Source organism: Streptomyces sp. XM4193, assembly GCF_023072595.1.
Lineage (GTDB): Bacteria > Actinomycetota > Actinomycetes > Streptomycetales > Streptomycetaceae > Streptomyces.
The window spans coordinates 193,278-218,344 of sequence record NZ_JALLGK010000009.1 but is presented as its reverse complement, the minus strand read 5'-3'; the positions used below and the strand labels follow the sequence as shown (position 1 = coordinate 218,344).

General features: G+C 72.5%; 18 protein-coding genes. 7 read left to right on the top strand and 11 right to left on the bottom strand.

Features of this window, described 5'->3' with window-relative positions; genetic code table 11:
• Positions 1 to 198: 198 nt before the first annotated feature.
• Together MTQ01_RS21840 and MTQ01_RS21835 are read right to left on the bottom strand one after the other, a co-directional pair.
• Positions 199 to 846 carry a DUF1449 domain-containing protein gene (locus tag MTQ01_RS21840; protein ID WP_247492489.1) on the bottom strand — a complete coding sequence of 216 codons (648 nt, stop codon included), beginning with the start codon at positions 844 to 846 and terminating at the stop codon, positions 199 to 201.
• A gap of 125 nt (positions 847 to 971) precedes the next feature.
• Positions 972 to 2,090, bottom strand: a complete 1,119-nt coding sequence (locus MTQ01_RS21835; protein ID WP_247492488.1) for a CdaR family transcriptional regulator — start codon at positions 2,088 to 2,090, stop codon at positions 972 to 974.
• Positions 2,091 to 2,381: 291 nt separating this feature from the next.
• Between MTQ01_RS21835 and nhaA the strand changes: the two genes are divergently transcribed.
• A complete protein-coding gene (nhaA, locus tag MTQ01_RS21830) occupies positions 2,382 to 3,626 on the top strand; it encodes a Na+/H+ antiporter NhaA (RefSeq protein ID WP_247492487.1) in 1,245 nt (414 codons plus the stop codon).
• On the opposite strand, the gene MTQ01_RS21825 is transcribed toward nhaA, so the two are convergent.
• Positions 3,615 to 4,961 (bottom strand): hypothetical protein, encoded by a 1,347-nt coding sequence (locus MTQ01_RS21825; RefSeq protein WP_247492486.1) that lies wholly within the window; start codon positions 4,959 to 4,961, stop codon positions 3,615 to 3,617. The two genes, nhaA and MTQ01_RS21825, sit on opposite strands and share 12 nt — an antisense overlap.
• Before the next feature lie 311 nt (positions 4,962 to 5,272).
• Here MTQ01_RS21825 and MTQ01_RS21820 point away from each other — a divergent pair, with 311 nt between their 5' ends.
• Positions 5,273 to 5,923, top strand: a complete 651-nt coding sequence (locus MTQ01_RS21820; RefSeq protein ID WP_247492484.1) for an antibiotic biosynthesis monooxygenase — start codon at positions 5,273 to 5,275, stop codon at positions 5,921 to 5,923.
• A 285-nt stretch (positions 5,924 to 6,208) separates the two neighbouring features.
• On the opposite strand, the gene MTQ01_RS21815 is transcribed toward MTQ01_RS21820, so the two are convergent.
• The 5 genes from MTQ01_RS21815 to iolC form a co-directional block, all read right to left on the bottom strand.
• Positions 6,209 to 8,545, bottom strand: a complete 2,337-nt coding sequence (locus MTQ01_RS21815; protein ID WP_247492482.1) for an FUSC family protein — start codon at positions 8,543 to 8,545, stop codon at positions 6,209 to 6,211.
• Between the two features lie 70 nt (positions 8,546 to 8,615).
• Entirely contained in the window at positions 8,616 to 10,130 is a 1,515-nt protein-coding gene (locus MTQ01_RS21810; protein WP_247492481.1) for a CoA-acylating methylmalonate-semialdehyde dehydrogenase, read from the bottom strand.
• Positions 10,131 to 10,342: 212 nt separating this feature from the next.
• Complete coding sequence (gene iolD, locus MTQ01_RS21805) at positions 10,343 to 12,220, bottom strand: 3D-(3,5/4)-trihydroxycyclohexane-1,2-dione acylhydrolase (decyclizing) (RefSeq protein WP_247492480.1); 1,878 nt, start codon at positions 12,218 to 12,220, stop codon at positions 10,343 to 10,345.
• Positions 12,221 to 12,336: 116 nt separating this feature from the next.
• Positions 12,337 to 13,353, bottom strand: coding sequence for a 5-deoxy-glucuronate isomerase (gene iolB, locus MTQ01_RS21800; protein ID WP_247492479.1), 1,017 nt, complete (start codon positions 13,351 to 13,353; stop codon positions 12,337 to 12,339).
• Between the two features lie 184 nt (positions 13,354 to 13,537).
• A complete protein-coding gene (gene iolC, locus MTQ01_RS21795) occupies positions 13,538 to 14,500 on the bottom strand; it encodes a 5-dehydro-2-deoxygluconokinase (RefSeq protein ID WP_308294427.1) in 963 nt (320 codons plus the stop codon).
• Positions 14,501 to 14,568: 68 nt separating this feature from the next.
• On the opposite strand from iolC, the gene MTQ01_RS21790 reads away from it, so the two are divergent.
• The 4 genes from MTQ01_RS21790 (at position 14,569) to MTQ01_RS21775 (ending at position 17,648) form a co-directional block, all read left to right on the top strand.
• The gene (locus MTQ01_RS21790) at positions 14,569 to 15,492 is read left to right on the top strand and encodes a sugar phosphate isomerase/epimerase (protein ID WP_247492478.1); all 924 of its coding nucleotides are present in this window, start codon (positions 14,569 to 14,571) and stop codon (positions 15,490 to 15,492) included.
• Positions 15,493 to 15,671: 179 nt separating this feature from the next.
• A complete protein-coding gene (locus MTQ01_RS21785; RefSeq protein ID WP_247492477.1) occupies positions 15,672 to 16,733 on the top strand; it encodes a Gfo/Idh/MocA family protein in 1,062 nt (353 codons plus the stop codon).
• A 348-nt stretch (positions 16,734 to 17,081) separates the two neighbouring features.
• Positions 17,082 to 17,279 (top strand): AlpA family transcriptional regulator, encoded by a 198-nt coding sequence (locus MTQ01_RS21780; RefSeq protein WP_211041882.1) that lies wholly within the window; start codon positions 17,082 to 17,084, stop codon positions 17,277 to 17,279.
• Between the two features lie 138 nt (positions 17,280 to 17,417).
• Entirely contained in the window at positions 17,418 to 17,648 is a 231-nt protein-coding gene (locus MTQ01_RS21775; RefSeq protein ID WP_247492476.1) for a heavy-metal-associated domain-containing protein, read from the top strand.
• Positions 17,649 to 18,273: 625 nt separating this feature from the next.
• Here the strand turns inward: MTQ01_RS21775 and MTQ01_RS21770 are convergent.
• Positions 18,274 to 19,590, bottom strand: a complete 1,317-nt coding sequence (locus tag MTQ01_RS21770) for a citrate synthase (protein ID WP_374207834.1) — start codon at positions 19,588 to 19,590, stop codon at positions 18,274 to 18,276.
• A gap of 120 nt (positions 19,591 to 19,710) precedes the next feature.
• The gene (locus MTQ01_RS21765; protein ID WP_247492474.1) at positions 19,711 to 21,954 is read right to left on the bottom strand and encodes an ATP-dependent RecD-like DNA helicase; all 2,244 of its coding nucleotides are present in this window, start codon (positions 21,952 to 21,954) and stop codon (positions 19,711 to 19,713) included.
• A 221-nt stretch (positions 21,955 to 22,175) separates the two neighbouring features.
• Here MTQ01_RS21765 and MTQ01_RS21760 point away from each other — a divergent pair, with 221 nt between their 5' ends.
• Positions 22,176 to 23,174, top strand: coding sequence for a sugar ABC transporter substrate-binding protein (locus MTQ01_RS21760; RefSeq protein ID WP_247492473.1), 999 nt, complete (start codon positions 22,176 to 22,178; stop codon positions 23,172 to 23,174).
• A gap of 389 nt (positions 23,175 to 23,563) precedes the next feature.
• Here the strand turns inward: MTQ01_RS21760 and MTQ01_RS21755 are convergent, their stop codons facing one another.
• The gene (locus tag MTQ01_RS21755) at positions 23,564 to 24,994 is read right to left on the bottom strand and encodes a S28 family serine protease (RefSeq protein WP_247492471.1); all 1,431 of its coding nucleotides are present in this window, start codon (positions 24,992 to 24,994) and stop codon (positions 23,564 to 23,566) included.
• Positions 24,995 to 25,067: the final 73 nt, after the last annotated feature.

Below are 25,067 nucleotides of genomic sequence, written 5' to 3'. Positions count from 1 at the left end.
CAGCGCCCCGTTGGTCGCCGACGGCTCGGCGGACGCTCGCGGCGACCGCGCGGACGGGCCCTGCCGGCCGCGCCGGCTAAGACGCGTGCCGCGTCGGCCGTCGAGCGCGGCGACGGACTCGCCGCCGCGGTGTACGGGTGGATCACCACCGTCATCATTTCCCCCCGAGATGTGGCCTGGACTGGTCGGCGACCGGGATCAGCCCGGTGGCCGGTTCGGATCGAGTGCCGCGTCGAAAGGCGCGACACGGAAGAACTCGCCCTCGTCGTCGTAGTCGAAGATCAGCGCGGTGCTGCCGGCGACGAGCCCGTCGGCGGCGTCGATGCCGACGCCGCCCTCGTGTCTGACCTGGATGATCGCCGTCGAACCGTCGTCGCCGGCCACCTCCGCCTGGCCGAACCGGCTGTCCACCCAGGAGGTCCGCACGATGCAGACCCGGCCGACGAAGTCGCTGCGCGAGACGCCGACTTCACCGTGCGAGAGATGCCGCAGCGGACGGATCAGCGCCCAAGTCGAGGACCAGGAGGCGAAGAGCGCCACCGGCAGCACCAGCACCCGCAGCAGGAGGCTGTCAAAGAGCGCGGCACCGGCCAGGGACACGAACCAGGCAATCGCGATCAGCAGTGACAGTACGACCGTGACCGGTACGCCATGCAGCCTGAGCGCGGCGAACGCACCCGCGAAGCCGGTACTCGATCCGTCGGAGGAGACGCCCTCACCCCCGTCGAGGGCGTCCACCTCCGCAGCGCCCACCAGCACGACGAGCCAGTAGACGACCACCACGACCAGGGCGAAGGAGAAGAGCACGGCGGGAAACGCCAACGCCGCGGCGAAGAACTCACTCAACTTCCCTCTCCTTTCACCCGGTTGCGGTGTGCCGTCATCGTGACACCGAGCGCGAGCACCGCACATTGCCAGAACCAGGAAACGTTTAGGCGGTTCTTATGTCCCTACTGACGCGAACTCGGCGACTACAGTTCCCGTTGGGGCCAGCCGAGCAGTCGCGCACCCATGACCGCGGTCTCCAGCGTGTAGCGCTGGATCGCGTCGCTCGCGTCGTATCCCGTCAACGAGCGGATGCGCGCCAGCCGGTAGGAGAGCGTGCGCACACTGATGCCCAGCCGCCTGGCCGCCTCGGCGTTCACATAGCCGGCCGCCGAACACTCGGCGAGTGTACGCACCAGCGGCTCGGCGCCTCCCCTGGCCCCGGTCAGCGGCTCCAGCACGGTGCGCACCAGATCGGCCACCGCGTGCCGGTCGCGCAACAGCACCGGAAAGACCATGAGTTCGTCCGCGGAGACCCGTACCGGCGCCAGTTCGAGCCGGTCCGCGATGTCCAGTGCGGTGCGTGCCTCCTCGTAGGAGCGCACCACTCCGCCCGCACCGCGGTGCTCGCGGCCGATCGCCACCCGCCCGGCTCCCGCGTACCCGGGTCCGGGGTCCTCGGCGAGCTGGGCGAAGGCGTCCAGCACCGGCTTCTCCCGGCTGGCGGCGATGCACACCAGCCGCCCCTCCTTGGTCGCCAGCAGCACGTCCCGGTGCTCGCCGAAGCGGCCGAGCAGCTCACGCTCGATCCGGCGCACGGTGGGGTGTGCGTCGTCCAGCTTCTCCGCGCCGCTGACCACCGCCACCACATGGGCGTACGCCAGCCGCAGCCCGTACCGCTGGGCCTGCGCGGCGAGCCGGCCCAGATCGCTGCGCCCGTAGAGCAGATCGTCGACGAACTCCCGCCGCTCGGCCTCCTCCTGGCGCACCGCCATGCGCTGGGCACGCTCGTGGCCCTCGCCGAGCGCGGTGATGGCCGCCTCCACCGCGGCGAACAGCGCACCGCCGGTACGTCCGCGCTCGCCCGCGCCCGCCGCCTTCGCGATGCCGGGCAGGGTGCCCCAGAGCTTGCGGGTCTCGGAGAGGTAGAGGCTGTTGAGCTGGCGCAGCCCGTAGCCCGACTCGGCCGCCCGCTCGCCGGTCTCCCGCAGCGCCTCCAGCTCGGCTCTGCGCGGCAGCCGGCCGGTCGTGGACACCTCGGCGAGCAACCGCGGATAGTCGCCCAGATACGTGCTGGGCACGACGACACGTTTCACGATTCTCATTCCCCCCGGAGCGGTACCCCGACAGCGTAGGTGGTCGCGCCCGGTACCGCCCCCTCCTGCGGAGGGGCCGCTCTCCCCCGTCCGGGGTCCCGCAGGGCGCGGCCGACGGTGCGGGAGACACGGATGTGGCGAAAGCGCCGAGGGGGGACACGACAGAGCGCGAGGTTCATGGGTACGGTGGCCCGGTGCTCGGCAGCGGCCGGGTTGGTGTGCCGGGAAGTCTGGTCGGCAGTGCGCACTCAGCGCGCTTGACTGTCGTCGACCTGCCCACTTCCAGGAGGCCCCGCCACCATGGCCGGCAACACCCCTTCGGACGCTCCGTCCGCCCCCTCCCGCCCGGAACGCAAATCCCTGGCGAACGCCCTGCGCACCGAGACCGTCGGCGGAGTGGTGCTCCTCGCCGCCGCCGTGGTCGCGCTCGTCCTGGCCAACACGGCGCTCAGCGGCCTCTACGAGGACGTGCGCGACTTCCACTTCGGCATCCCCGCCCTCGGCCTCGACCTCTCGATCGGCCACTGGGCCTCCGACGGCCTGCTGACCGTCTTCTTCTTCGTGGCCGGCATCGAGCTCAAACGTGAGCTCGTCGACGGCGAGTTGCGCGATCCGCGCGCCGCCGCCCTGCCGATCGTGGCCGCCGTGTGCGGTATGGCGGTGCCCGCCCTCTTCTACCTCGCGGTGAACGCAAGCGGCGGCGGCGACCTCAACGGCTGGGCGATCCCGATGGCGACCGACATCGCCTTCGCCCTCGGAGTGCTGGCCGTCGTCGGCACCCATCTGCCGTCGGGGCTGCGCGCGTTCCTGCTGACCCTGGCGATCGTGGACGACCTCGGCGCGATCATGGTGATCGCCGTCTTCTACACCTCGACACTCAACGTCTGGGCCCTGGCCGGCGCCTTCGCCGGGCTCGCGCTCTTCCACACGCTGCACCACCGCCTGGGCGTGCGCGGCTGGTACTTCTACGTGCCGCTCGGCGTCGCCATCTGGGCTCTGATGTACAACAGCGGCGTCCACGCCACCATCGCCGGAGTCGCGATGGGCATGCTGCTGCGGGCCAAAACCCGTCCGGAGGAGGAGAGTTCGCCGGCGGAGCGGATCGAGCACGTGGTGCGCCCGTACTCGGCGGGCCTCGCGGTTCCGCTGTTCGCGCTCTTCGCGGCGGGTGTCTCGGTCTCCGGTTCGGCGCTGGCGGACGCGGCCCGGCAGCCGGAGGCGCTCGGCACGGCCCTCGGGCTGTTCGCCGGCAAGGTGGTCGGCATCTTCTGCGGTACGTATCTCACCGCGCGCTTCACCCGCGCGAGGCTGAGCCCGGATCTGGCCTGGGCCGACGTGGCCGGGATGTCCATGCTGGCCGGTATCGGCTTCACTGTCTCGCTGCTGGTCACCGAACTCGCCTTCACCGGAAGCCCGGAGACCACCGAGCATGTGAAGGCCGCGGTGCTGGTGGCCTCGTTCGCGGCGGCCCTGGCGGCATGTGTGCTGCTGCGGATCCGCAACGCCAAGTACGCAAAGCTCGCCCGGCACGGTTCAGCGGATTGAGCGCGGGCGCTGCGGCTCGCGGCGGGCCGACCGGCGTTCACCGAGCCGCAGCGTGACGAACCGCGGGCGGTAGAGCTCCACGTCCTCGTGCACGGCCGAGACCTGGTCGGGGACGTTGACGTCGTAGCCGAGCACCAGCTGGTCCTCCGCACCGTCCCCGCCGCCGCTGTCGAGGTCGCCGTGCGCCTGCGGGTTGTACGCCAGCGCCCGGCGGCCCTCGGCGCCCTTCGGCAGCGGCGGGGTGAGCGCGTCGCTCGGCCCGTACCAGGGTCCCTGCGGCGAACAGGCCCAGTACGAGGCGACATGGGTCAGACCGCGGCCGTCCGGACCGCCCGCGTCCGCGGTGAACAGCAGCCAGGTGCCGCCCCGCCGGGCGACGGAGAAGGTGTTGGTGGCTCCCCGCCCGCTGTCGGAACCGCCGACCAGCAGGGCCTCGGAGCGGGCGGCTTCGCGCTGCCACGCCTCGCCGTCCCAGTACCGCCACCGTTCGCGGTCGGCCAGCGAACCGCGCGGCACCCTGGCGACGTGCGCCTCGGCGGCCTGACCGAGCGCGGTGCGCTCGTCCGCACCGAAGACGTACGTCCAACGGCCCTCGGTGAGCACGGTGGTGCCGTACAGCACGCGTTCGGCCGGGTTCTGGGAGAGCGGCACGTCGATCGACTCGATGGACTCCAGCTTCAGGTCCGGCAGGCTGATCGTGGCGACCTCGCTGGCACGCGGCATCCCGAAGGCCCACGGCGCCTGTGCGCTCTCGCGCTGCCAGAGCACGACCCGCAGCACCTCCTCGCGGGAGCCCGGCTCCCTCGGCTCCACCGTTCCGCCGCCCGGCCAGCGCCAGACCTCGCGCCCGTCGGGCGTCGCGAGGCCGGGGAAGAAGCCGGACGGGCCGTCGGCGAGCACAGTGTGTTCGAGGGTGCCGTCGGGCGACATGACGAGTGCCGAGTTGCGCACCCAGCGCGGGTTCTGGCGGGTGCGGCCGGCCTGCACCGCGTCGAGGAAGGTGTCGGCGGCCAGCCAGAGCGTACGGCCGTCGGGCAGCGCGACGCTGCGGTTGCCGTCGCCGCCGGTCCAGTCGTCGAGGCTGTCGTTGTTGTCCCCGTAGCGGGCGAACTCGCCGGTGAGGCGGGACTCCGGCTCCCAGCCGGTGACCTTCAGCGGGCGGCAGGCGTCCCCGTCGTCCTCGGACCGCTCGCCCGGCAGGACCACGACCAGCACGGTCACCACGACGAGCACCAGGAACGCGGTCAGCAGGGCCGCTGTCCGGCCGTGCCGCCTCCCGGGCGCGGGCGGCGTGCCGGGGCCCGGTACGGGGTGGGTGCGGTCCGAATGAGCCATCGCCGGTCAGCTTAGGGGGCGAGTCCGCAAGTTCTCCGGGGTTGGCCTCGGAGAGCGATCGGAGTGTGTCTGCGGTCGTGCGCCGCAGCGGCGGCGTCCCGGGAGCCGTATGCCGGTTCGGCGACTCCCCGGGCGAAGGGCCCCGTGACGACGGTGCCCTCGGCGTCCTGGTCCTCGACGCCGGACGAGAACGGCGTCCTCGTCCTCCTGTCGAAGGGGCCTCGCTCAGCGACTCGGGCTCCGGGTCGAGGCTTGACCTCAACCGCGCTTCAGGTTTCATGCTGGGCACACGACAACGCCAGGAGGTTCGTGTGACAACGCTTCAACTGCCGGATCTGGCCCGCGCCGACGCCGGGACCACGCTGATCAGCGAGTGGATCGTGGACACGCCGGACCGGCAGGGCAGGGCGGGCCGTGCGCTGCTTGAGGAGTGGGGCGAACTGTCGGCCCGGTTCCGCCCCGAGGCTTTCCTGCGGCTCAGCTGCTTCGCAAGCGCGGACGGACGGGTGCTGCTCAGTGTCGCGCAGTGGACCGGCGACGACGCTCATCTCGCCTTCGTCCGCGAGCACCGGGCCGAGATGGTCGGCCGCATCGACCGCGAGGTCCCGGGGATCCGGCGTCCCGGGCTGGTCCGCTACCGGCTGGCGCACACCGTCGTGCACGACGACGTCGGCGCGGACACGACCGACGTGATCGTGGCGCGCGCCGAGAGCGGGCCGGCCTCCGATGCGGTGCAATGGGCCGAGGCCACCGCCGACCGGCTGCGGGCGTCTCCGCCCACCGGCATGGGCACCGCTCACGTCCTCGTGAGCGGTGACAGTACGCGTGGCCTGCTCTACGCGCCCGTGACACAGGTGAACGACGTTGCCGGTGCGACGCTCTACCGACTGCTCGGTGCCGTCACAGGGCCGAGCCCCGGCACGGACGGCGCAGGGCCGTCGGACGGGGGTTCGGCGTTCTGAGGTACGGGCCGGACGCAGCCGACACCGGACGACCGTTTGGAGGCATGCGCAGGTCCGCCGTCCTGCCCGAGGGACCCGCTGCCGGACGACGCAGGCGTCGGGCCGCCGTGATCCGTTTCCCTGCCTCGGCCATCAAAGAACCTGTGGCATCACCCCCTTCGGGCTGCCCGGCGGTGGGGTGGGGCGCCACTCGGCCCCCCGGTTTCGCACCCGCCCGGCCGGGCGGGTGCGGACGACCGAGCGCGGGCCCGCGCCCAGCGGCTCGGGCCGACGTCCTGCCGGGGGTCACTCGGGCGAGGGGGACCTGCGGCCCCTGGTGACGGTCGCGACCTCCACGAACGAGTCGGTGACCAGTTCCGCGACCCGCAGGGCGATGCTCTCCGGTTGCTCGGTGTTGTCCCGCCACTCCTCCAGCGCGTGCTGCACCTCGGTCCAGTCCGGGGTCCGGCCCTCGCGCACGGCCTGCGCCGCGGGCTCGGCCGCCGCGAGCAGCACCCGGGCGAACTGCTCGGCGCCGGGGTCGTGCGCCATGGCGCTCTCCCCGGAGTGCTCGCTCAGTGCGAACGAGCCGGCGTGGTGGGCCAGTTGGGACTCCAGCAGGCTGGCGGCCCGGCCCGCGGTGATCAGCGAGTCGTGTGCGTCGGCGGCGGCGCGGCGGGAGAGGCCGCGGGCGCGCACCGGTTCGGCGGCGGCGCGGTCGGTGGTCTGCTCCCACTCCATCCGGGCGGCGCGCACGTCCAACAGCGCCTGTCTGGCGCGCTGTTCGGTCCTGGGGTTCGGGTTCGGGTCGGCGTAGTCGGTCAGCACGGTGGCGGCGTAGGTGGCGGCGGCGGCGAGCCAGTCGCCGAGTCGCACCCGCAGCCGCGGCGTCTCCCAGCTCGGGAAGAGCGCGTACGACACCAGCGCCAACAACCCGCCCACCAGGGTGAGTTCGATGCGCTCGGGCACCGTCTGGGCCCAGTCCTGGCCGGCGATGCCGAGCAGGAAGACCACGTACGCGCCGGCGCAGGCGGAGACCACGGTGAAGCCGGTGCGGATCAGCAGATAGAGCAGAAAGACGGAGAGCAGCGACCAGCCGGCCGCCAGATACAGGCCGGGATGGCTGAGCGCGAGCACCAGACCGGCGGTCGCGACACCGACGATCGTGCCGACCAGACGCGCCGCGCCCCTGCCCACGGTGTCGGTGAAGTCGGGCCGCAGCACGGTGACGATGGTGAGGGCGATCCAGTACCCGTGCTCGGAGGGCAGCACCTCGCCGAGCAGCCAGCCCGCCACGATGACCGCGGCGAGCCGCAGCGCGTGCCGGAACACCGGGGAGTCCAGGCGCAGTTCGCGCCGCACCGCGCGGGCGGCGACCCGTACGACACCGGGGCCGAACCGGTCGCGCACCCGGTGCTCACCGCTGCGGTCGGTCACCTCCAGCGGGCCGCCGGCGGCGTCGACCGCCTCCTCGGTGAGGGCGATCAACCGCAGCGCGGCCTTGCGGGCGGGACCGGGCGGCAGCACCGGCCCGTCGGCGGGAACGCGCAGCACCTCCAGCGCGGAGGCCGGCACGGTCGGCGTCTCCCCGCGGCGCACGGCACGGGCGACCGCGTCCAGCACGGTGCCGGCGGCGCGCAGCAGATCGCGCACCCGCTCGCGCTCCGGACCGTAGTCGGGTACGCCGCCGAGCGGGTCGGCGAGCGCCGCGAGCACGGCGCGGAAACGCTCGGCCAGGGTCCGGTAGCCGGAGAGCTGCGCCGGTCTGCGCCGGGCCTGACCGGGCGTCAACCGGGCGGCGGTGCGCGCCCACATGAGCGGCTCCGGGTCGAACGGCAGGGTGGGCTCCTCGCGGAGCTGGCGCGCGTAGTCGGCGACGCCGGCGAGCGCGTCGGCCAGCGCGTCGCGCTGCGCGCCCCAGCGCCGCACCGGGAAGATCACGATCAGTCCGGCCTGGACGACGCCGCCCAGCGCGATGAGCGAGGCGTGCTGGAGGGCTTCCCACACGGTTGCCGGGAGGGTCACCACGACCAGCATCATCGCGACCGTGAAGGCGCCGACGACGCCGGGCACCGCGCCGAAGGTCCACGCCATTCCGGCGCCGAACGCCCAGAGCGCCAGCAGACACAGGAACGCCGGCGGGTTGCCCGCCAGCACGTAGCCCAGGAAGGCGCTCACCGACAGTCCCAGCGCCGCGGCCAGCGCCAGCGCGGGCCGGGGGTGGAAGCTGCGCTGGAAGGTGGCGATGCCGGAGGCGAAGGCGCCGAAGGCGGAGGACACCGCGAGCCCGGGGCTCCCCCACCACAGCGTCAGCGCCAGGATGACGGCGACCCCGGCCGCGCCGCGCAGCGCCAACAGCGGGTTGAGGGAGGCCCGTTCGACGCGCAGACCGGCGCGGCCCGCGTCCCGTATGGCACGCGGCCAGCCGAAGACGCTGGAGCTGCGCCGCCGGGGCCCCCGGGGAGTGGAGCCGGGTGCGGCCGCGCCGCCCCGGGGAGCGCCCTCGGCCCCGGACGCGGGCTGCTTCCGGGCGGCGGACCGCGCGGCCGAGTTCGTCGGCGTCGCGGAGTCGGAGTGTGTCGGGGAGTTCGTCGACGGGGAGTCGGACGGCTCCGGGGGCTCCGGCGGTGTGGAGGGCCTCATGAGTGCCGAGCGTATGAGAGGAGCGCGGGGCGCCCGGTGTGCGCCCCCGCCTCCGGCGTCGGGTGATCGTTCACGGCCGGTCGTTCCGCGGGAAGCCGAGGTCGACGCCCGCGTCCGAGGGGTCCGGCCAGCGGGTGGTGACGACCTTGCCCCGGGTGTAGAAGGCGATGCCGTCGTTGCCGTAGATGTGCAGATCGCCGAAGAGCGAGTCCTTCCAGCCGCCGAAGGAGTGCGCCCCGACCGGGACCGGGATGGGTACGTTCACGCCCACCATGCCCGCCTCCACCTCCAGTTGGAAGCGACGGGCCGCGCCGCCGTCGCGGGTGAAGACGGCCGCGCCGTTGCCCCAGCGCGAGGCGTTGACCAGCGCGACGGCCTCCTCGTACGTGTCGACGCGCACCACGCCGAGCACCGGCCCGAAGATCTCGTCCCGGTAGGCGTCGGCGTCGGTCGACAGGCGGTCGAGCAGGCTGACGCCCAGGTAGTAGCCGTCCGGACGGTCCGGGACCCGGTGGCCGGTGCCGTCGACCACCACCTCGGCGCCCTGCTCCGGGGCGCCGTGCACATAGGCGGCCACCCGGTCGCGGTGCTCGCGGCTGATCAACGGGCCCATCTCGGACGCCGGATCGTCGCCGGGGCCGATCCTCAGCCGCTCCGCCCGCTCGGCGATGCGCCGCACCAGTTCGTCGCCGATCGCGCCCACGGCCACCACCACCGAGATCGCCATGCAGCGTTCGCCCGCGGAACCGTACGCGGCGCTCACCGCCTGGTCGGCGGCGTGGTCGAGATCGGCGTCGGGGAGGACGACCATGTGGTTCTTGGCGCCGCCGAGCGCCTGTACGCGCTTGCCCGCGCCCACCGCGCGCAGTTGTACGGCCCGGGCGACCTCGGTGGAGCCGACGAAGGAGACGGCGGCGATGTCGGGATGGTCCAACAGCGCCTCGACGGCCTCCCGATCGCCGTTGACGACGTTCAGCACGCCGGGCGGAAAGCCCGCCTCGGCGGCGAGTTCGGCGAGGTACCGGGCAGCGGTCGGGTCCTTCTCGCTGGGTTTGAGGACGAAGGTGTTCCCGCACACCACGGCCAGCGGGAACATCCAGAGCGGCACCATCGCCGGGAAGTTGAACGGGGTGATGCCCGCGACCACGCCGAGCGGCTGACGCAGCGAGGAGACGTCGATCCGCGCGGAGACCTCGGTGGACAGCTCTCCCTTGAGCTTCTCCGGCGCGGAGCAGGCGAGTTCGACGATCTCCAGCCCGCGGGCCACCTCGCCGAGCGCGTCCGAGTGGACCTTTCCGTGTTCGGCGGTGATCCTGCGGGCCACCTCCTCGCGGCGGGCGGCGAGCAGCTCGCGGTAGCGGTAGAGCAGCCCGGTGCGGCGCGCGAGCGAGGTCGCACGCCAACCCGGTCCGGCCGCCACCGCGGCGGCGACGGCGGTGTCCACCTCGGTGGCCGAGGCCAGCGCCACCGAGCCGGTGCGACTGCCGTCGGCGGGGTTGTGCAACGGCGCCTCCCGACCCGAACCGCCCTCCAGCGAACGGTTGTTGATCCAGTGGCCGAGAACGGGATGCTGCTCGGTGGTCACGGGTCCACCTTCCTCTCTACGGGCCCGGCGGACGGGCTGCGGAACGGGCTGCGGTGTCGGCTGCGGGATCGGCCGCTGGACTGCCGCACCCGGCCGTGCACGGGGTGCGGTGAGCCGGGTGCGGTGAGCCGGGTGCGGTGAGCCGGGTGCGGTGAGCCGGGTGCGGTGAGCCGGGTGCGGTGAGCCGGGATCGGGCGGCGCGGCGCACGGGCTCACAGGTGCCGTACGCGGTGGGCGGCGCGGCGCTCGTACTCCGCGCGCGCCGAGCGGGCGGCCGGGCGCGCGGAGACCTCCGCGACCGGTACGTCCCACCAGGCCGCGGGAGCGGGCCCACCCGCCGCGGGCGGCCCGGTCTCCACGTACACGCAGAACGGGCCGCTCGCCGTGCGCGCCGCCGCCAGCGCCTCGCGCAACTCCCCGACCGTCGCGGCCCGTCGGACGGTCAGTCCGAGCGAGGCCGCGTTGGCGGCGAGATCCACCGGCAGCGGGTCGCCGGTGTAGCCGCCCTCGGCGTCGCGGTAGCGGTAGTCGGTGCCGAACCGCTCGGCGCCGGTGGCCTCGGAGAGGCCGCCGATCGAGGCGTACCCGTGGTTCTGCACCAGGACGAGCCGGATGGCCAGCCCCTCCTGGACGGCGGTGACCAGCTCGCCGGGCAGCATCAGATACGTGCCGTCGCCGACCAGCGCCCAGACCCCGGCACCCGGGGAGGCGAGCTTGACGCCGATCGCGGCCGGGATCTCGTATCCCATGCAGGAGTAGCCGTACTCCAGGTGGTACTGGCGGGAGTTGTCCGCCCGCCAGTGGCGGTGCAGATCGCCGGGCAGCGAACCGGCGGCGTTGACGATCACGTCCTCGGCGGTGAGCTGCGCCCGCAGCTCACCGAGGAGTTGGGCCTGCGTGGGACGGTCGTCCGGTCCGGGCGCCGCGCACAGCTGCGCGGTCTGCCGGTCGGCTTCCGCCCGGCCCTCCCGGTACTCGGCCAGGTAGCCGTCGTCGACCCGGTGGCCGGCCAGCTCCTCGGTGAGCGCCTCGAGCCCGGCGCGGGCGTCGGCGACCAGCGCGAGCGCGGCGAGCTTGGCGCTGTCCGGGGCGGCGACGTTGAGATTGACGAACCGCACCCCGGGGTGGGCGAAGAGGGTGTGCGAGGCCGTGGTGAAGTCCGACCAGCGGGTGCCCACCCCGAGCACCAGATCGGCGGTCCGGGCGAGGTCGGCGGCCACCTCGGTGCCGGTGTGCCCGATGCCGCCCACCTCCTGCTCGTGGTCGCCCGGCAGTGCCCCCTTGCCCGCCTGGGTGGTGGCGACGGGCACCCCGGTGGACTCGGCGAAGGTCGCGAGCGCCGCCTCCGCCTCGGCGTACCGCACGCCGCCGCCGGCGACCAGCAGCGGCCGCCGCGCGGTCCGCAGCGCCGCCGCGACCGCCGCGAGCACGTCCGGTTCGGCGGGCGGGCGCCGCACGTGCCAGGTGCGTTCGGCGAAGAACCCCACCGGCCAGTCGTACGCCTCGGCCTGTACGTCCTGCGGCAGCGCCAGGGTGACGGCGCCGGTGTCGGCGGGGTCGGTGAGTACACGCATCGCCCGCAGAGCGGCCGGGACCAGCTGCTCGGGGCGGGTGATCCGGTCGAACCAGCGGGAGACCGGCCGCAGGCAGTCGTTGACCGAGATGTCGCCCGCGACCGGCGACTCCAGCTGCTGGAGCACCGGTTCGGCGGGGCGCCCGGCGAAGGTGTCGCCGGGCAGCAGCAGCACCGGGAGCCGGTTGACGGTGGCCAGCGCGGCGCCGGTGACGAGGTTGGTGGCGCCGGGGCCGATGGAGGTGGTGACGGCCTGGACGCGGAGCCGGTTGCTGTGCCGCGCGAAGCCGGTGGCCGCGTGCACCATGGCCTGCTCGTTGCGGCCCTGGAGGAAGCGCATCCGCTCCCGCTCCTCCACCAGCGCCTGGCCGAGGCCCGCGACGTTGCCGTGGCCGAAGATGCCCCAGACCGACTCGACCAACCGCCGGCGGACTCCGTCCCGTTCGCTGTACTGGGCCGCGAGGAAACGGACCAGCGCCTGCGCGACGGTGAGCCGCACGGTGGCCGGTTCCGCCACGGACGGACCGGTCCCGGACGAGCCGGTCTCTGCCGGTCCGGTCGCGGACGAGCCGGTCTCTGCCGGGCCGGTCGCGGACGGCTCCGGAGGGGGTCCGGCGGGCGGGCGGGGCGCGTTCAACGCGGTACCTCCTGGTTCGGCTCTGCGTCGGATCCGGACTCCGCACCCGGCAGGGCCCCGGCTTGCACCCCCGGGCCGCCCGGCGACCCGGCGGTCTCGGGCGGGCCGGCGGGGTCGGACGGCGGTGCGGTGCACAGGGGCAGGCGCGGGTCCATCGGTGTCTGCTGCCAACTGCCGCGGATCCAGGCGTGGTCGGGATGGTCGCGGATGAGCCACTCGCGCTCCGCGCCCGGCCCGGCCATCACGTTCAGGTAGTACATGGTGTGCCCGGGGACGGCCATGGAGGGACCGTGCCAGCCGTCCGGAACGATCACCGCGTCGCCGGTGCGCACCTCGGCGAGCACCTCGGTGTGCCGGCCCGTCCCCGAGGACGTCACCCGCTGGTACCCCAGCCCCTCGGTGGTGCGTCCGTCCTCGCCGCGGTGCGGAGCGATCTCGAAGTAGTAGATCTCCTCCAGCTCCGACTCGCGGCCGGGGTCCCACTCGTCGTGCTTGTGCGGCGGGTAGGAGGACCAGTTGCCGCCGGGTGTCAGCACCTCCACCGCGATCAGGCGGTCGGCGCCGAAAACGTCGGCGGCGGCGAAGTTGTTGACCTGGCGCGAGCAGTTGCCGCTGCCCCGCAGCTCCACCGGCACGTCGGAGGCGGGTCCGCGGCGCGCGGGCAGCCGGCGCTCGCAGCGCGCGCCGAGCAGCGCGAAGCGGCCACCGGCCGTACTGCTCACCCCGGCCGCCGCGTCGCGCGGCAGATAGGCGAAATCGCTGACCCCGGCGAAGACGCTCTCCCTGCCGTGCAGGGCGAATCGGGCGCCGTCCGCCGTTACCGTGCAGGCGCCCGCCAGCGGCAGCACGATCCACTCGCTGTCGCCGGTGGCGAAGTCGTGACGCGCTCCGGGCGCCAGCTCCAGCACACGCAGTGCCGAGTAGCCCCAACCCGCGCTTCCGGGGCCGATGTCCAGTGCGTACGGCCCGTGGGCGGCCGACCCCGCGGGCAGATGGTGTTCGCTGTGCCTCATCCCTCCCAGCCTTCCCCACCCGGTGGGCGGCACGCCCCGCCCGTCACGGCGCGCCGCCGACGAATCCGACCGTCCGACGCATTCGCCCGTGCGCGAGCGCCGCGCGTACCCGCGCACCGGCCCGTATCCGCGTCCGCACGCACGCCGTCCGGGGCACGGCCCGGGAACGCCGCCCGGCAGGAGGTCAGTCGGCGGCGAGCAGCGCCTCGACCTCCGCCGGCTCCGGCATGGCGGCCGAACAGGCGAGCCGGCCGGCCACCAGCGCCCCGGCCGCGTTGGCGTACCGCATGACGCGTGCCAACTCCCAGCCCTCCAACAGCCCGTGGCAGAGCGCGCCGCCGAACGCGTCGCCGGCGCCGAGGCCGTTGACCACCTCCACCGGATGCGGTGGCGCACCGACCTCGCGCCCGTCCCGGTGGACGGCGAGCACACCCTCGGGGCCGAGCTTGACCACCGCCAGCTCCACCCCCGCCGCCAACAGCGCGCGTGCGCAGGCGTACGGCTCGCGCTCACCTGTGGCGACCTCGCACTCGGCCAGGTTCCCGACCGCCACGGTCGCCCCGGCGAGCGCCCGCTCGTAGTGCGGGCGGGCCGCCGCCACCTCGCCCTCCGGCCAGAACATCGGCCGCCAGTCCAGGTCGAATACGGTGATGCCGGCCCGCGCCCTGGCCTCCAGCGCGGCGTGAGTCGCGCTGCGGCTGGGCTCCTCGCACAGTCCGGTACCGGTCATCCAGAAGACCCGCGCCTCGCGCAGGGCCGCGAGGTCCAACTCCTCGGCGCGCACCATGAGATCCGGCGCCTTGGGCCGGCGGTAGAAGTAGAGCGGGAAGTCGTCCGGCGGGAAGATCTCGCAGAACGTCACCGGCGTCGGGGCGCCGTCCACCTCGGTCACCCAGCGGGCGTCCACCCCGAAGTCGGTGAGCGCGCGACGGCAGTAGTCGCCGAACGGGTCCCGCCCGGTGCGGCTGACCACCGCGCTGCGGCGGCCCAGCCTGGACGCCGCCACCGCGACGTTGGTCGGCGAGCCGCCGAGGAACTTGGCGAACGTCTCGACCTCCGCCAGTGGCACACCGCTCTGCAGCGGGTAGATGTCCACCCCGATGCGGCCCATTGTGATGAGGTCGTAGGGACCCCTGACGTCGCTCACCTGTATTGAACCTCCAACCTGGATCCGTGACCGGCTCGTTCGAGCCGGTGAGAGGAGGACCGGCACTCATGGCCACCGCTCACTCTCCCCGCGTACCCACCCTGGACCGACTGCGCGTCGGATCGGCCCCCGACTCCTGGGGTGTGTGGTTTCCCGACGATCCGCTGCAGGTTCCCTGGCAGCGTTTTCTGGACGAAGTGGCCGAAGCGGGCTACGAGTGGATCGAACTCGGTCCGCACGGCTACCTGCCCACCGACCCGGCGGTGCTGCGCGCCGAGACCGAGCAGCGGGGCCTGCGCGTCTCGGCCGGTACGGTCTTCACCTCGCTGCACCGCGGCCCGGCGGTGTGGGACGAGACCTGGGCCCATGTCTCGCAGGTCGCCGCCCTCACGGCGCAGACCGGGGCGCGCCATCTGGTCGTCATCCCGTCCTTCTGGCGCGACGACCGGACCGCCGAGATGATCGAACCGCCGGAGCTCACCGCCGACCAGTGGCGGGAGCTCGCCTCCGGCACCGAGCGCCTGGCGGCACGGGTCCGCGACACCTACGGGCTGGAGATCGCCGTCCACCCGCACGCCGACACCCACATCGACACCGAGGCCAACGTCACCCGCTTCCTGGACGCGACCGACCCCGATCTGGTGAACCTCTGCCTGGACACCGGCCACTACGCCTACTGCGGCGGCGACAGCGTACGGCTGATCGAGACCTACGGGGAGCGGATCGGCTACCTCCACCTCAAGCAGGTCGACCCCGAGGTGCTCGCGGACGTCGTCGCCGGGGGCGTGCCGTTCGGCCCCGCGGTGGGCCGCGGGGTGATGTGCGAACCCCCGCGCGGAGTGCCGGAGTTGGAACCGGTGCTGCGCGCGGCGCAGGGGCTGGGCGTGGAGCTGTTCGCGATCGTGGAGCAGGACATGTACCCGTGCCCGCCCGACCAGCCGTTGCCGATCGCCACCCGTACCCGCCGCTTCCTGCGCTCCTGCGGCGCCTGACCCGCCGACGGACGGGCGGTCCGCAGTCGGCAGGCCGTCGCGGTCCGGCCGCGCGCGTCTGCCCACCCGCACCCCGGCGGGACGCGTCCACAGCGACACGTCCACCGCGCCTCGCGTCCGCAACTCCCGTACCACTCGTACCACCGCAACTCCCGTACCACGCAAGGAGAACGCACCACATGAGCAAGACCCCTCTCGGCGTCGCCGTGATCGGCACCGGCCGGATGGGCGCGGACCACGTCCACCGCCTGCGGGAGCGCGTCAGCGGCGCCGAGGTCGTCGCCGTCGCGGACGTGGACGGCGACCGTGCAGCGGCGTTGGCCGAGGCCGAACCCGGCTGTCGTTCCTACAGCGAGGCCGGCCGGGCGCTCGCCGCCCCCGGCGTCGAGGCGGTGCTGATCGCCTCGCCCGGTCCGGCGCACGAGGAGGTGCTGCTGGAGGCCCTGGAACGCGGGCTGCCCGTGCTGTGCGAGAAACCGCTCACCCCGGACCCCGCCGGGGCGCTGCGCGTGCTGGAGGCGGAGCAGCGGCTCGGCAGGCGGCTGATCCAGGTCGGCTTCATGCGGCGGTACGACGCGGAGTTCCTCGCGCTCAAAGCGCTGCTGGACCGCGGGGAGTTGGGGCAGCCGCTGATGATGCACTGCGCGCACCGCAACGTCGGGATGCCGGCCTGGTTCACCGAGCAGATGATGATCAACGACTCGGTGGTCCACGAGATCGACTGCACCAGGTGGCTCTGGGGACAGGAGATCACCGCGGTGACCGTCGTCAAACCCGGTGCGCGCACGGACTCCCCCGTCGCCGGCAGCGACCCCCAGCTCGTACTGCTGGAGACCTCCGGGGGCGCACTGGTGACCGTGGAGATCTTCGCCGCCTGCGGTTTCGGCTACCAGGTGCGCGCCGAGGTCGTCTGCTCGCGCGGCACCGCCACGGTCGGCGCGGACGACGCACGCCCGGGCGTACGGGTCGCCGCCTCGGGCCGCTGGGGCGGCACCGTGGACCAGGACTTCCTCACCCGCTTCGGCGACGCCTACCAGCGCGAGCTCCAGGAGTGGGTGGACGCGGCGCGCTCGGGTCGCACGACCGGCCCGAGCACCTGGGACGGCTACGCCGCCGCCGCGGTGTGCGCGGCCGGTGTCACCGCCCAGCGCGACGGCGTGCGCACACCGGTCGAGCTCGCCGAACGCCCGCCGCTCTACGGGGAGTCGACGGCCGACCGGCCGCGGCTGCCGGTCGGCTGAGCGGCGGGCACCTCCCCGCGGCGGGTCGGTGCGCGGGCGGGTCTGCGGGTCGGCGGTCGGTACGAGGCGGCTTGCGACGGGCGGTGTCGGCAGCCCGGCGGGTCCCCGGTGGCGGCGTCCCCCGGAGGGAGCGGGTCCGGCGCTCGGCGTCCCGGCGGGAGCGGGGGTCGGGCGTCCCGGTGCCGGTCGACCGAACATCTGCTTGATCCGTCTCCGTCCCGTCACAGCCGTCACCGTTGCGCACCCTGCGGTCACGACGGGTCAACAGCCAACTGTCGCTGCGAGCACCGCGGATGGGCGGAAACGAGGGTCGGGGCAACACCCGCCCCTTCCGTGGAGGTGCCCTTCATGGCCGACCAGGCCCTGTGGTCCTACAAGGAGATCGCCGCGCACATCCAGGTCCAGCCGGACACGGTGCGCTCGTACCGCAAGCACGGGCTCCTGCCGCCACCCGACCTGGTGGAGGGCGGCAGGCCCTACTGGCGTGCCGACACCGTGCGCACCTGGGTCGCCCAGCGTCCGGGCAACGGCTGGCGCAACCGCTAGACCCCCGGCCGTCGGCCCCGTTCCGGGTGCCGCGCAGGGTCGCGCCGCACGGCAGCGACACCGAGCCCTTTCATACCTCCAGGGGGTATAGAGTCGAGTGACAGAACCCCGTCCGCACACGCACCACGGAGTCACACCATGAGCACCCAGCAGTCCACCGTCACCACCGTGTACAAGGTCACCGGCATGAGCTGCGGCCACTGCGAGAACGCGATCCGGGAAGAGCTGACCGAGGTGGCCGGCGTCTTGGAGGTCAGCGCCTCCGCCAAGGAGGGACTGGTGACCGTCACCTCCACCGAGGAGCCCGAGGAGGCCGCCGTGCGCGCCGCGGTCGACGAAGCCGGCTACGAGCTCGTCGGCCGCGCCTGACCCGCACCCCCGGCGACGCGACCCGCGGCGATCCGCAACGGCGCGATCCGCGACAGCGCGATCCGCGACAGCGAAACGGTCCTCGGACAGCGAAAACGCCCCGGCTGCAAGTCCCCCCACGGGCTCGCAACTCGGGGCGTTTCCATTCCCGGTTGGATTCCCCCCACGGGACCCACGCCGGGTGTCTTGCTCGCTGTGCTCCGGGCCGGAAGGCCGCTCAAAGCATTACGGCCGAGGCAACAGCGCATGGACGTCAACTCCGCCGGGTGTCGACGTCAACCGGTGAGACTGTCGTCCCCCCGAAATGGTTGTACATCCACCCCCTGTGATCTGGATCACATCGCACAACGGTGCCCGCAACCCACCACAACCCCACCCCGCGGGACGGCATATCCCCAGCTCAGAGCAGTCCTCACCCCGAAACCACCCGCACTCCCGCCCAAGCCTCCCACCCGGCCCCACCCTCAACCTCGACTCGGACCTTCCCCGGACCCTCACCGCGGCCCCGACCGGCCCCGGAGCGGACAGGAACCGAACCGAGGGGCGGCCGGGCGCCGGGAACGCCCGAGGGCCCCGGCCGGGATGTTCCGGCCGGGGCCCTCGGGCGTCTTGGATGCGTGACGCGTCAGCGCTGCTCCACGGGCACGTAGTCCCGCTCGACGACGCCGGTGTAGATCTGCCGCGGACGGCCGATCCGGGAGCCCGGCTCCTTGATCATCTCGTGCCACTGGGCGATCCAGCCCGGCAGCCGGCCCATGGCGAAGAGCACGGTGAACATGCTCGTCGGGAAGCCCATGGCCCGGTAGATGAGGCCGGTGTAGAAGTCGACGTTCGGGTAGAGGTTGCGCGAGACGAAGTAGTCGTCCCGAAGCGCGTGCTCCTCCAGCTTGAGCGCGATGTCCAGCAGCTCGTCGGACTTGCCGAGCGCCGAGAGGACCTGGTGCGCCGCGTCCTTGATGATCTTCGCCCGGGGGTCGAAGCTCTTGTAGACGCGGTGCCCGAAGCCCATCAGGCGGACGCCGTCCTCCTTGTTCTTCACCTTGCGAATGAAGCTGTCGACGTCACCGCCGTCGCGCTGGATCTGCTCCAGCATCTCCAGCACGGCCTGGTTGGCGCCGCCGTGCAGCGGGCCCCACAGGGCGCTGATGCCCGCGGAGATCGAGGCGAACATATTCGCCTGCGAGGAACCGACCAGGCGCACGGTGGAGGTCGAGCAGTTCTGCTCGTGGTCCGCGTGCAGGATCAGCAGCTTGTCCAGCGCACTGGCGACGACCGGGTCCAGCTCGTACTTCTCGGCCGGGACCGAGAAGGTCATCTGGAGGAAGTTCTCCACGTAGCCGAGGTCGTTGCGCGGGTAGACGACCGGGTGGCCGATGGCCTTCTTGTACGCGTAGGCGGCGATCGTCGGCAGCTTGGCGAGCAGCCGGATCGTGGAGATGTGCCGCTGCTCCTCGTCGAACGGGTTGTGGCTGTCCTGGTAGAAGGTGGACAGTGCGCTGACGACCGAGGAGAGCATCGCCATGGGGTGCGCATCGCGCGGGAAGCCGTCGTAGAAGCGCTTGACGTCCTCGTGCAGCATCGTGTGCTGGGAGATCTCGGTCTGGAAGCCGGCCAGCTCGTCGACCGTCGGCAGCTCGCCGTTGATCAACAGGTAGGCGGTCTCCAGGAAGTTGCCACGCTCGGCCACCTGCTCGATGGGGTAACCGCGGTAGCGCAGGATGCCCTGCTCACCGTCGAGGTAGGTGATCGCGGACTTGACGCCCGCGGTGTTGCCGTAGCCCGCGTCCAGGGTCACCAGACCGGTCTCAGCGCGCAGCTTGCCGATGTCGAAGCCACGGTCGCCGACCGTACCGTCGACCAACGGGAAGCTGTGGTCACTGTTCCCGTACCGCAGTACTACAGCGCTGTCTTCTGCGCGGTGTTCGCTCACGTCATCCCTCACCGACGTAGTGCCTCTTCTTCGAGGTGCCCTGACTGCTTCCACTGTCCCCCATTTACCCCCGCCTCGTGCACTCGGGGTCGACCATAGGGCTTTTTGCTGGCACGCGGTGCCGCGCGCACGCTACTTTCCGCTGCGTTCGTCCCGCAATCGGTGGTCGAGACCCGTGCAACGGCGGCCCGCCGAGACCGAACGCACCGCCTGACCCAGCGCGCGACGCGAACCCACCAGCACCACCAGCCTCTTCGCCCGGGTGACGGCGGTGTAGAGCAGGTTGCGCTGGAGCATCATCCAGGCGGCGGTGGTGACGGGGATCACCACCGCCGGGTACTCGCTGCCCTGGGAACGGTGGATGGTCATCGCGTACGCGTGGGACAGCTCGTCCAGCTCGTCGAAGTCGTACGGGACCTCCTCGTCCTCGTCGGTGAGCACGGTGAGTTGCTGCTCCACGCTGTCGAGCGCGGTCACCACACCGACGGTGCCGTTGAAGACGCCGTTGACGCCCTTGTCGTAGTTGTTGCGTATCTGGGTGACCTTGTCGCCCACCCGGAACACCCGGCCCCCGTAACGCTTCTCGGGCACCTCGGGGCGGGCGGGCGTCAGCGCCTGCTGGAGCAGGCCGTTGAGCGAGCCCGCACCGGCCGGCCCCCGGTGCATCGGCGCCAACACCTGTACGTCGCGCCGCGGGTCGAGGCCGAATCTGGCGGGCAGACGGCGGGCCACCACGTCCACCGTCAGCCGCGCCGCCTCCTCGGTGTCCTCCTCGACGAAGAGGAAGAAGTCGTCCAGCCCCGAAGTGAGCGGCGGAGAGCCGGAGTTGATCCGGTGTGCGTTGGTCACCACACCGGACTGCCGGGCCTGCCGGAAGATCCGCGTCAACCGGACGCGGGGCACCGGGCCGTCCTCGGCCAGCAGATCGCGCAGCACCTCCCCCGCACCCACCGACGGCAGTTGGTCCACGTCGCCGACCAGCAGCAGATGAGCGCCCGGCGGCACCGCCTTGACCAGCTTGTTCGCCAGCAGCAGGTCGAGCATGGACGCCTCGTCCACCACCACCAGATCGGCCTCCAGCGGCCGGTCCCGGTCGAAGGCAGCGTCCCCGCCGGGCTTGAGCTCCAACAACCGGTGCACGGTGGACGCCTCCACCCCGGTCAGCTCCGTAAGCCGCTTGGCGGCCCGCCCGGTCGGGGCGGCCAGCACCACCCGCGCCCGCTTCGCGGCGGCCAGCTCCACCACCGACCGCACCGTGAAGGACTTGCCGCAGCCGGGCCCGCCGGTCAGCACCGCCACCTTCTCGGTCAGCGCCAGCCGCACCGCCGCCTGCTGCTCCGGCGCCAACTCCGCACCCGTGCGCGCCGCGAGCCAGCCGAGCGCCCGCTCCCAGTCCACCTCGGCGAAGGCCGCGAGCGGCCCGCCGGCGGGGTGGTCCGCGCGGAGCAACCGCCTCAACTGCCCGGCCAGCGACAGCTCGGCGCGGTGGAAGGGCACCAGATAGACGGCCGTCACGGTCCGCTCCGGGTCCTCCGGATCCGGGATCGCCTCGCGCACGACGCCCTCCGGCTCGGCGGCGAGCTCGGCCAGGCTCTCGATCAGCAGGCCGGTGTCGACCTGGAGCAGCTTGACGCCCTCGGCGAGCAGCCGCTCCTCCGGCAGGAAGCAGTGCCCGCGGTCCGCCGCCTGCGAAAGAGCGTGCTGGAGACCGGCCTTGACCCGCTGCGGGCTGTCGTGCGGAATGCCGACCGCCTGCGCGATGCGGTCGGCCGTCACAAAGCCGATGCCCCACACGTCGGCGGCCAGCCGGTAGGGCTCCTCCCGGACGACGGCGACCGAGTCGTCCCCGTACTTCTTGTAGATCCGCACCGCGATGGAGGTGGAGACCTCCACGCTCTGGAGGAAGACCATGACCTCCTTGATCGCCTTCTGCTCCTCCCAGGCGGCGGCTATCTTCGCCGTGCGCTTGGGCCCGAGCCCGGGCACCTCGACCAGCCGGGCGGCGTCCTCCTCGATCACCTCCAGGGTCGCGACGCCGAAGTGCGCGACGATCCGCTCCGCGATCCGCGGTCCGATGCCCTTGATCAGCCCGGACCCCAGATAGCGGCGGATGCCCTGGACCGTGGCGGGCAGCACGGTCGTGTAGTTCTCCACGGTGAACTGGCGGCCGTAGCTGGGGTGGGAGCCCCAGTGGCCCTCCAGGCGCAGCGACTCCCCCGGCTGGGCGCCGAGCAGCGCACCGACAACCGTCAGCAGCTCGCCGCCGCTGTCCCGCGCGCGGGCGGGCGCGAGCCGGGCGACCGTGTAGCCGTTGTCCTCGTTGGCGTAGGTGATGCGCTCCAGGACCCCTTCGAGCACAGCGAGTTGGCGCGTCATGGCTACGACCGTAATCGGCACCTCTGACAGGGAGCTGCCACAGGTGGCCACAGATGTTCCCTTCGGAACCGATCCCTCCGCAGGGGTTCGCCGATACACTGCGTCGCTGGAGATCATCACTGCGTTGATCTTGAGGAGTCCGACGGCGCGGTGGCGCCCGTCAGATCGCTGTCTGGACCATCCGGCTCGCTTCATCGCCGCCCACCTCGAGGAACCGCAGCATGAGCAAGAGGAACAGCACCACACGCACCGCAGGCGCCATACGTCGCAACCCGGGGTCCCGCCCGGGTCTGCTCCTCGCCGTGCTCGGTACCGCGCTCGCCCTCACCGCGACCGGGTGCGGAAGCGAGGCGGACTCGGCGGAGGCCCAGGAGTCGCCGGGCACCGCCGTGCGCATCGGCCTCTCGCTTCCCAACGTCAAGAGCGACTTCAACAGCGACCTCCTGTCCGGAGCACGCGCGGAGGCCGAGAAGCAGGGCGCCCGGCTGACCATCAGGGACGCGGGCGACGACGAGGACCGTCAGGGCGAGGACCTCGAACACTTCGCCGACCAGAGCATGGGCGCCGTCGTCTACTCGCCGGTCAACCCGGCCAACGCCACCACCAACCTGCGCCGGCTGACCGACGAGGACATCCCCACCGTCACCGCCGGGCGCACCGGGGACACCCCGCAGGCCACCTCCATCGTGGCGCCCGACCACGCGCCCAGCGGCCGTATCGCCGCCGAGGCGCTGGCCACCGCGCTCGACGGCAAGGGCGACATCGTCGTCCTGCGCGGCTCGAAGGACAACGCGGCCAGCAAGCACCACTACGACGACTTCAGGGCAGGTCTGAAGCCGCACGAGATCCGTATCGCCGCCACCAGGTCCGCGGGCTTCAAACGCGCCCAGGCGGAGGCCGTGATGAGCGAGCAGCTGCTGATCGACCCGACCGTCACCGGGGTGTTCGCGGAGAACGACGCGATGGCGCTCGGCGCCGCCGACGCGGTCGCCGCGATGGGCCTGGAGGGCATCAGCATCGTCGGCTTCGAGGGCACGGAGGCGGGCCGCAAGGCGGTCAAGAACGGCGACATCGCCGCGACCGTCACCGACCAGCCGGAGGAGATCGGACGGGTCGCGGTGCGCAACGCGGTCCGAGCCGCCAAGGACGAGCCGGTGGACAAGCGCATCCTGGTGCCGATGCGCGTCGTGACCAAGGCGACGATCGAGGAGTTCGAGTAGACCGCAGCCGGCGGACCGCGGCCCGGCACCGGTACGGCGCCTCTGCGCGGCGGACGCAGCGCTGCGGGGCGGACGGGGCTCTGTGGGGCGGTCACAGCTCTGTGGGGCGGTCACAGCGGGTCGGCGGCCACGGCGGGTCGGTGGCCACGGCGGGGCCGGACCTTCCGGACGGTCCCCGGCGCCGGGGGCGGACGAAGGCGGCGCCGGACGGATGCGGGCGCACACGCGGGAGTGGGGCCCGGTCAGCGCGACCGGGCCCCACTCCTCGTATCGAACGGGCCCGCACGGTGCGGCAGTTGCGGATGCCCGTCACCGTCCGGCCGCTCCGCGACCGGTGCACGTGTGGAACACCCGTGCACCGGTCGCGGTCACCGACTGCTGGTCACCTGTTACGGCAGGCCGGGCGGAGTGCGCTCCACCATCGGCCGGTCCAGCTCGGCGTTGTACTTCGCCAGCGGCTTGGGCGCCGCGGACTTCGACTGCGCCTCGGGGCCCAGCTCCTGACCGGCCCAGCGCATCAGCGCGCGGATGGCCGTGGCCCGGTCGCTCTGCTCCAGCGCCTCGATGTTCGCGCCGTGGTTGGCACCCGGCGCGACCAGCAGGTGCGAGTCCTTGCTGCCGTCGCCCAGACGGAACGGCTCGGCGGACCACGGGTCGTTCTCGCCGTTGACGTAGAGCATCTCGGTGGACTCGGTGCGCACCCACTCGTCGATGTCGGCCATCGCCTTGTCGTCGAAGTGGTCCATCGGGATGTCGCGCGGCACGAAGGTGCGCGGCTCGTTGATGCCCGGGTACTTCAGCAGATCGTCCAACTGCGGGGTCTGCACGGACGGCTGACCCAGCTGGGTGCCCGCCTGGTAGTAGTACGGGGTGTAGCCGAGCAGGCCGTCGTCGCTGCCGCCGCTCCAGCCGTAGACCTGGTCGACCCAGGTGTACAGCTCGTCGTCGGTGGCGTCGGCGGCGGGCACGTTCGCGCAGTCCGACTCGCTGGAGTACTGCCAGAACGACCAGATCACGTCGAGGCCGATGACCTCGTACGCCTTGTCGACGTCGCCGATCAGGTCGTAGGTGTAGCCGTTCTCCTCGGCCTCCTTCGCCATCCGCTTGCTGAGCACGTCACGGCGCTCGAAGATCTGGCGCTCGGCGGTGCTCAGCGCCTCGCGGCACTCCTTGGTCGACACGTTGGCGAAGAACTCGTCGTAGGCCGAGTCCTCCTTGTTGTCGACGTTGTTGGGCGCGACGTAGGCGACCGTGCCGTCCATGTCCTCGGGGTAGAAGCGGCGGTAGTACGTCGCCGTCATACCGCCCTTGCTGCCGCCGGTGGAGATCCACTTCTGGTCGTAGACACCGTTGAGCGCGCTGAAGATCCGGTGCTGGTCGCTCGCGGCCTGCCAGATGTCCAGCTTCGTCCAGTCCGCCGGGTCGGGGCGCGAGGGGTCGAAGAAGCGGTACTCCATCGAGACCTGGTTGCCGTCGATGATCCGGGTCGGCTCGCTGCGGCTCGGCTGGGTGTTGAGGTTGTAGCCGGAGGTGAAGAAGACGTTCGGACGGTCCTCCGACTTGTGCAGGATCGAGATCCGCTGCTTGAAGGTGCCCTCGTCCGGCTTGCGGTGGTCCACCGGCTGCTCGTAGTTGAGGACGAAGTAGCGGTAGCCGTCCTCGGCCGGCTTCTCCTCGATCAGGCTCATGCCGTCGATCGCGAGAATCTTGTCCTTGATGTCACCCTTGTCCGCTGCGGCGGCGCCCGCCGACGCGGCGCCGACGGTGCCCGATCCTATGAGCACTGCGGTGGCGAGCATCCATCTGAGCGTTTTGCGCATGTATACAACTCCCCGGATTCGGCCTGGTGCTGCGCGCTGGTCGCAGGTGAACCTATCCGGGCGACACTTCGCA

Coding starts and splice junctions, on each gene's coding strand:
- MTQ01_RS21835 (WP_247492488.1), bottom strand. CDS start 2,090: ATGAGAATCGTGAAACGTGTCGTCGTGCCCAGCACGTATCTGGGCGAC.
- nhaA (WP_247492487.1), top strand. CDS start 2,382: ATGGCCGGCAACACCCCTTCGGACGCTCCGTCCGCCCCCTCCCGCCCG.
- MTQ01_RS21825 (WP_247492486.1), bottom strand. CDS start 4,961: ATGGCTCATTCGGACCGCACCCACCCCGTACCGGGCCCCGGCACGCCG.
- MTQ01_RS21815 (WP_247492482.1), bottom strand. CDS start 8,545: ATGAGGCCCTCCACACCGCCGGAGCCCCCGGAGCCGTCCGACTCCCCG.
- iolB (WP_247492479.1), bottom strand. CDS start 13,353: ATGAGGCACAGCGAACACCATCTGCCCGCGGGGTCGGCCGCCCACGGG.
- MTQ01_RS21790 (WP_247492478.1), top strand. CDS start 14,569: ATGGCCACCGCTCACTCTCCCCGCGTACCCACCCTGGACCGACTGCGC.
- MTQ01_RS21785 (WP_247492477.1), top strand. CDS start 15,672: ATGAGCAAGACCCCTCTCGGCGTCGCCGTGATCGGCACCGGCCGGATG.
- MTQ01_RS21780 (WP_211041882.1), top strand. CDS start 17,082: ATGGCCGACCAGGCCCTGTGGTCCTACAAGGAGATCGCCGCGCACATC.
- MTQ01_RS21775 (WP_247492476.1), top strand. CDS start 17,418: ATGAGCACCCAGCAGTCCACCGTCACCACCGTGTACAAGGTCACCGGC.
- MTQ01_RS21765 (WP_247492474.1), bottom strand. CDS start 21,954: ATGACGCGCCAACTCGCTGTGCTCGAAGGGGTCCTGGAGCGCATCACC.
- MTQ01_RS21760 (WP_247492473.1), top strand. CDS start 22,176: ATGAGCAAGAGGAACAGCACCACACGCACCGCAGGCGCCATACGTCGC.
- MTQ01_RS21755 (WP_247492471.1), bottom strand. CDS start 24,994: ATGCGCAAAACGCTCAGATGGATGCTCGCCACCGCAGTGCTCATAGGA.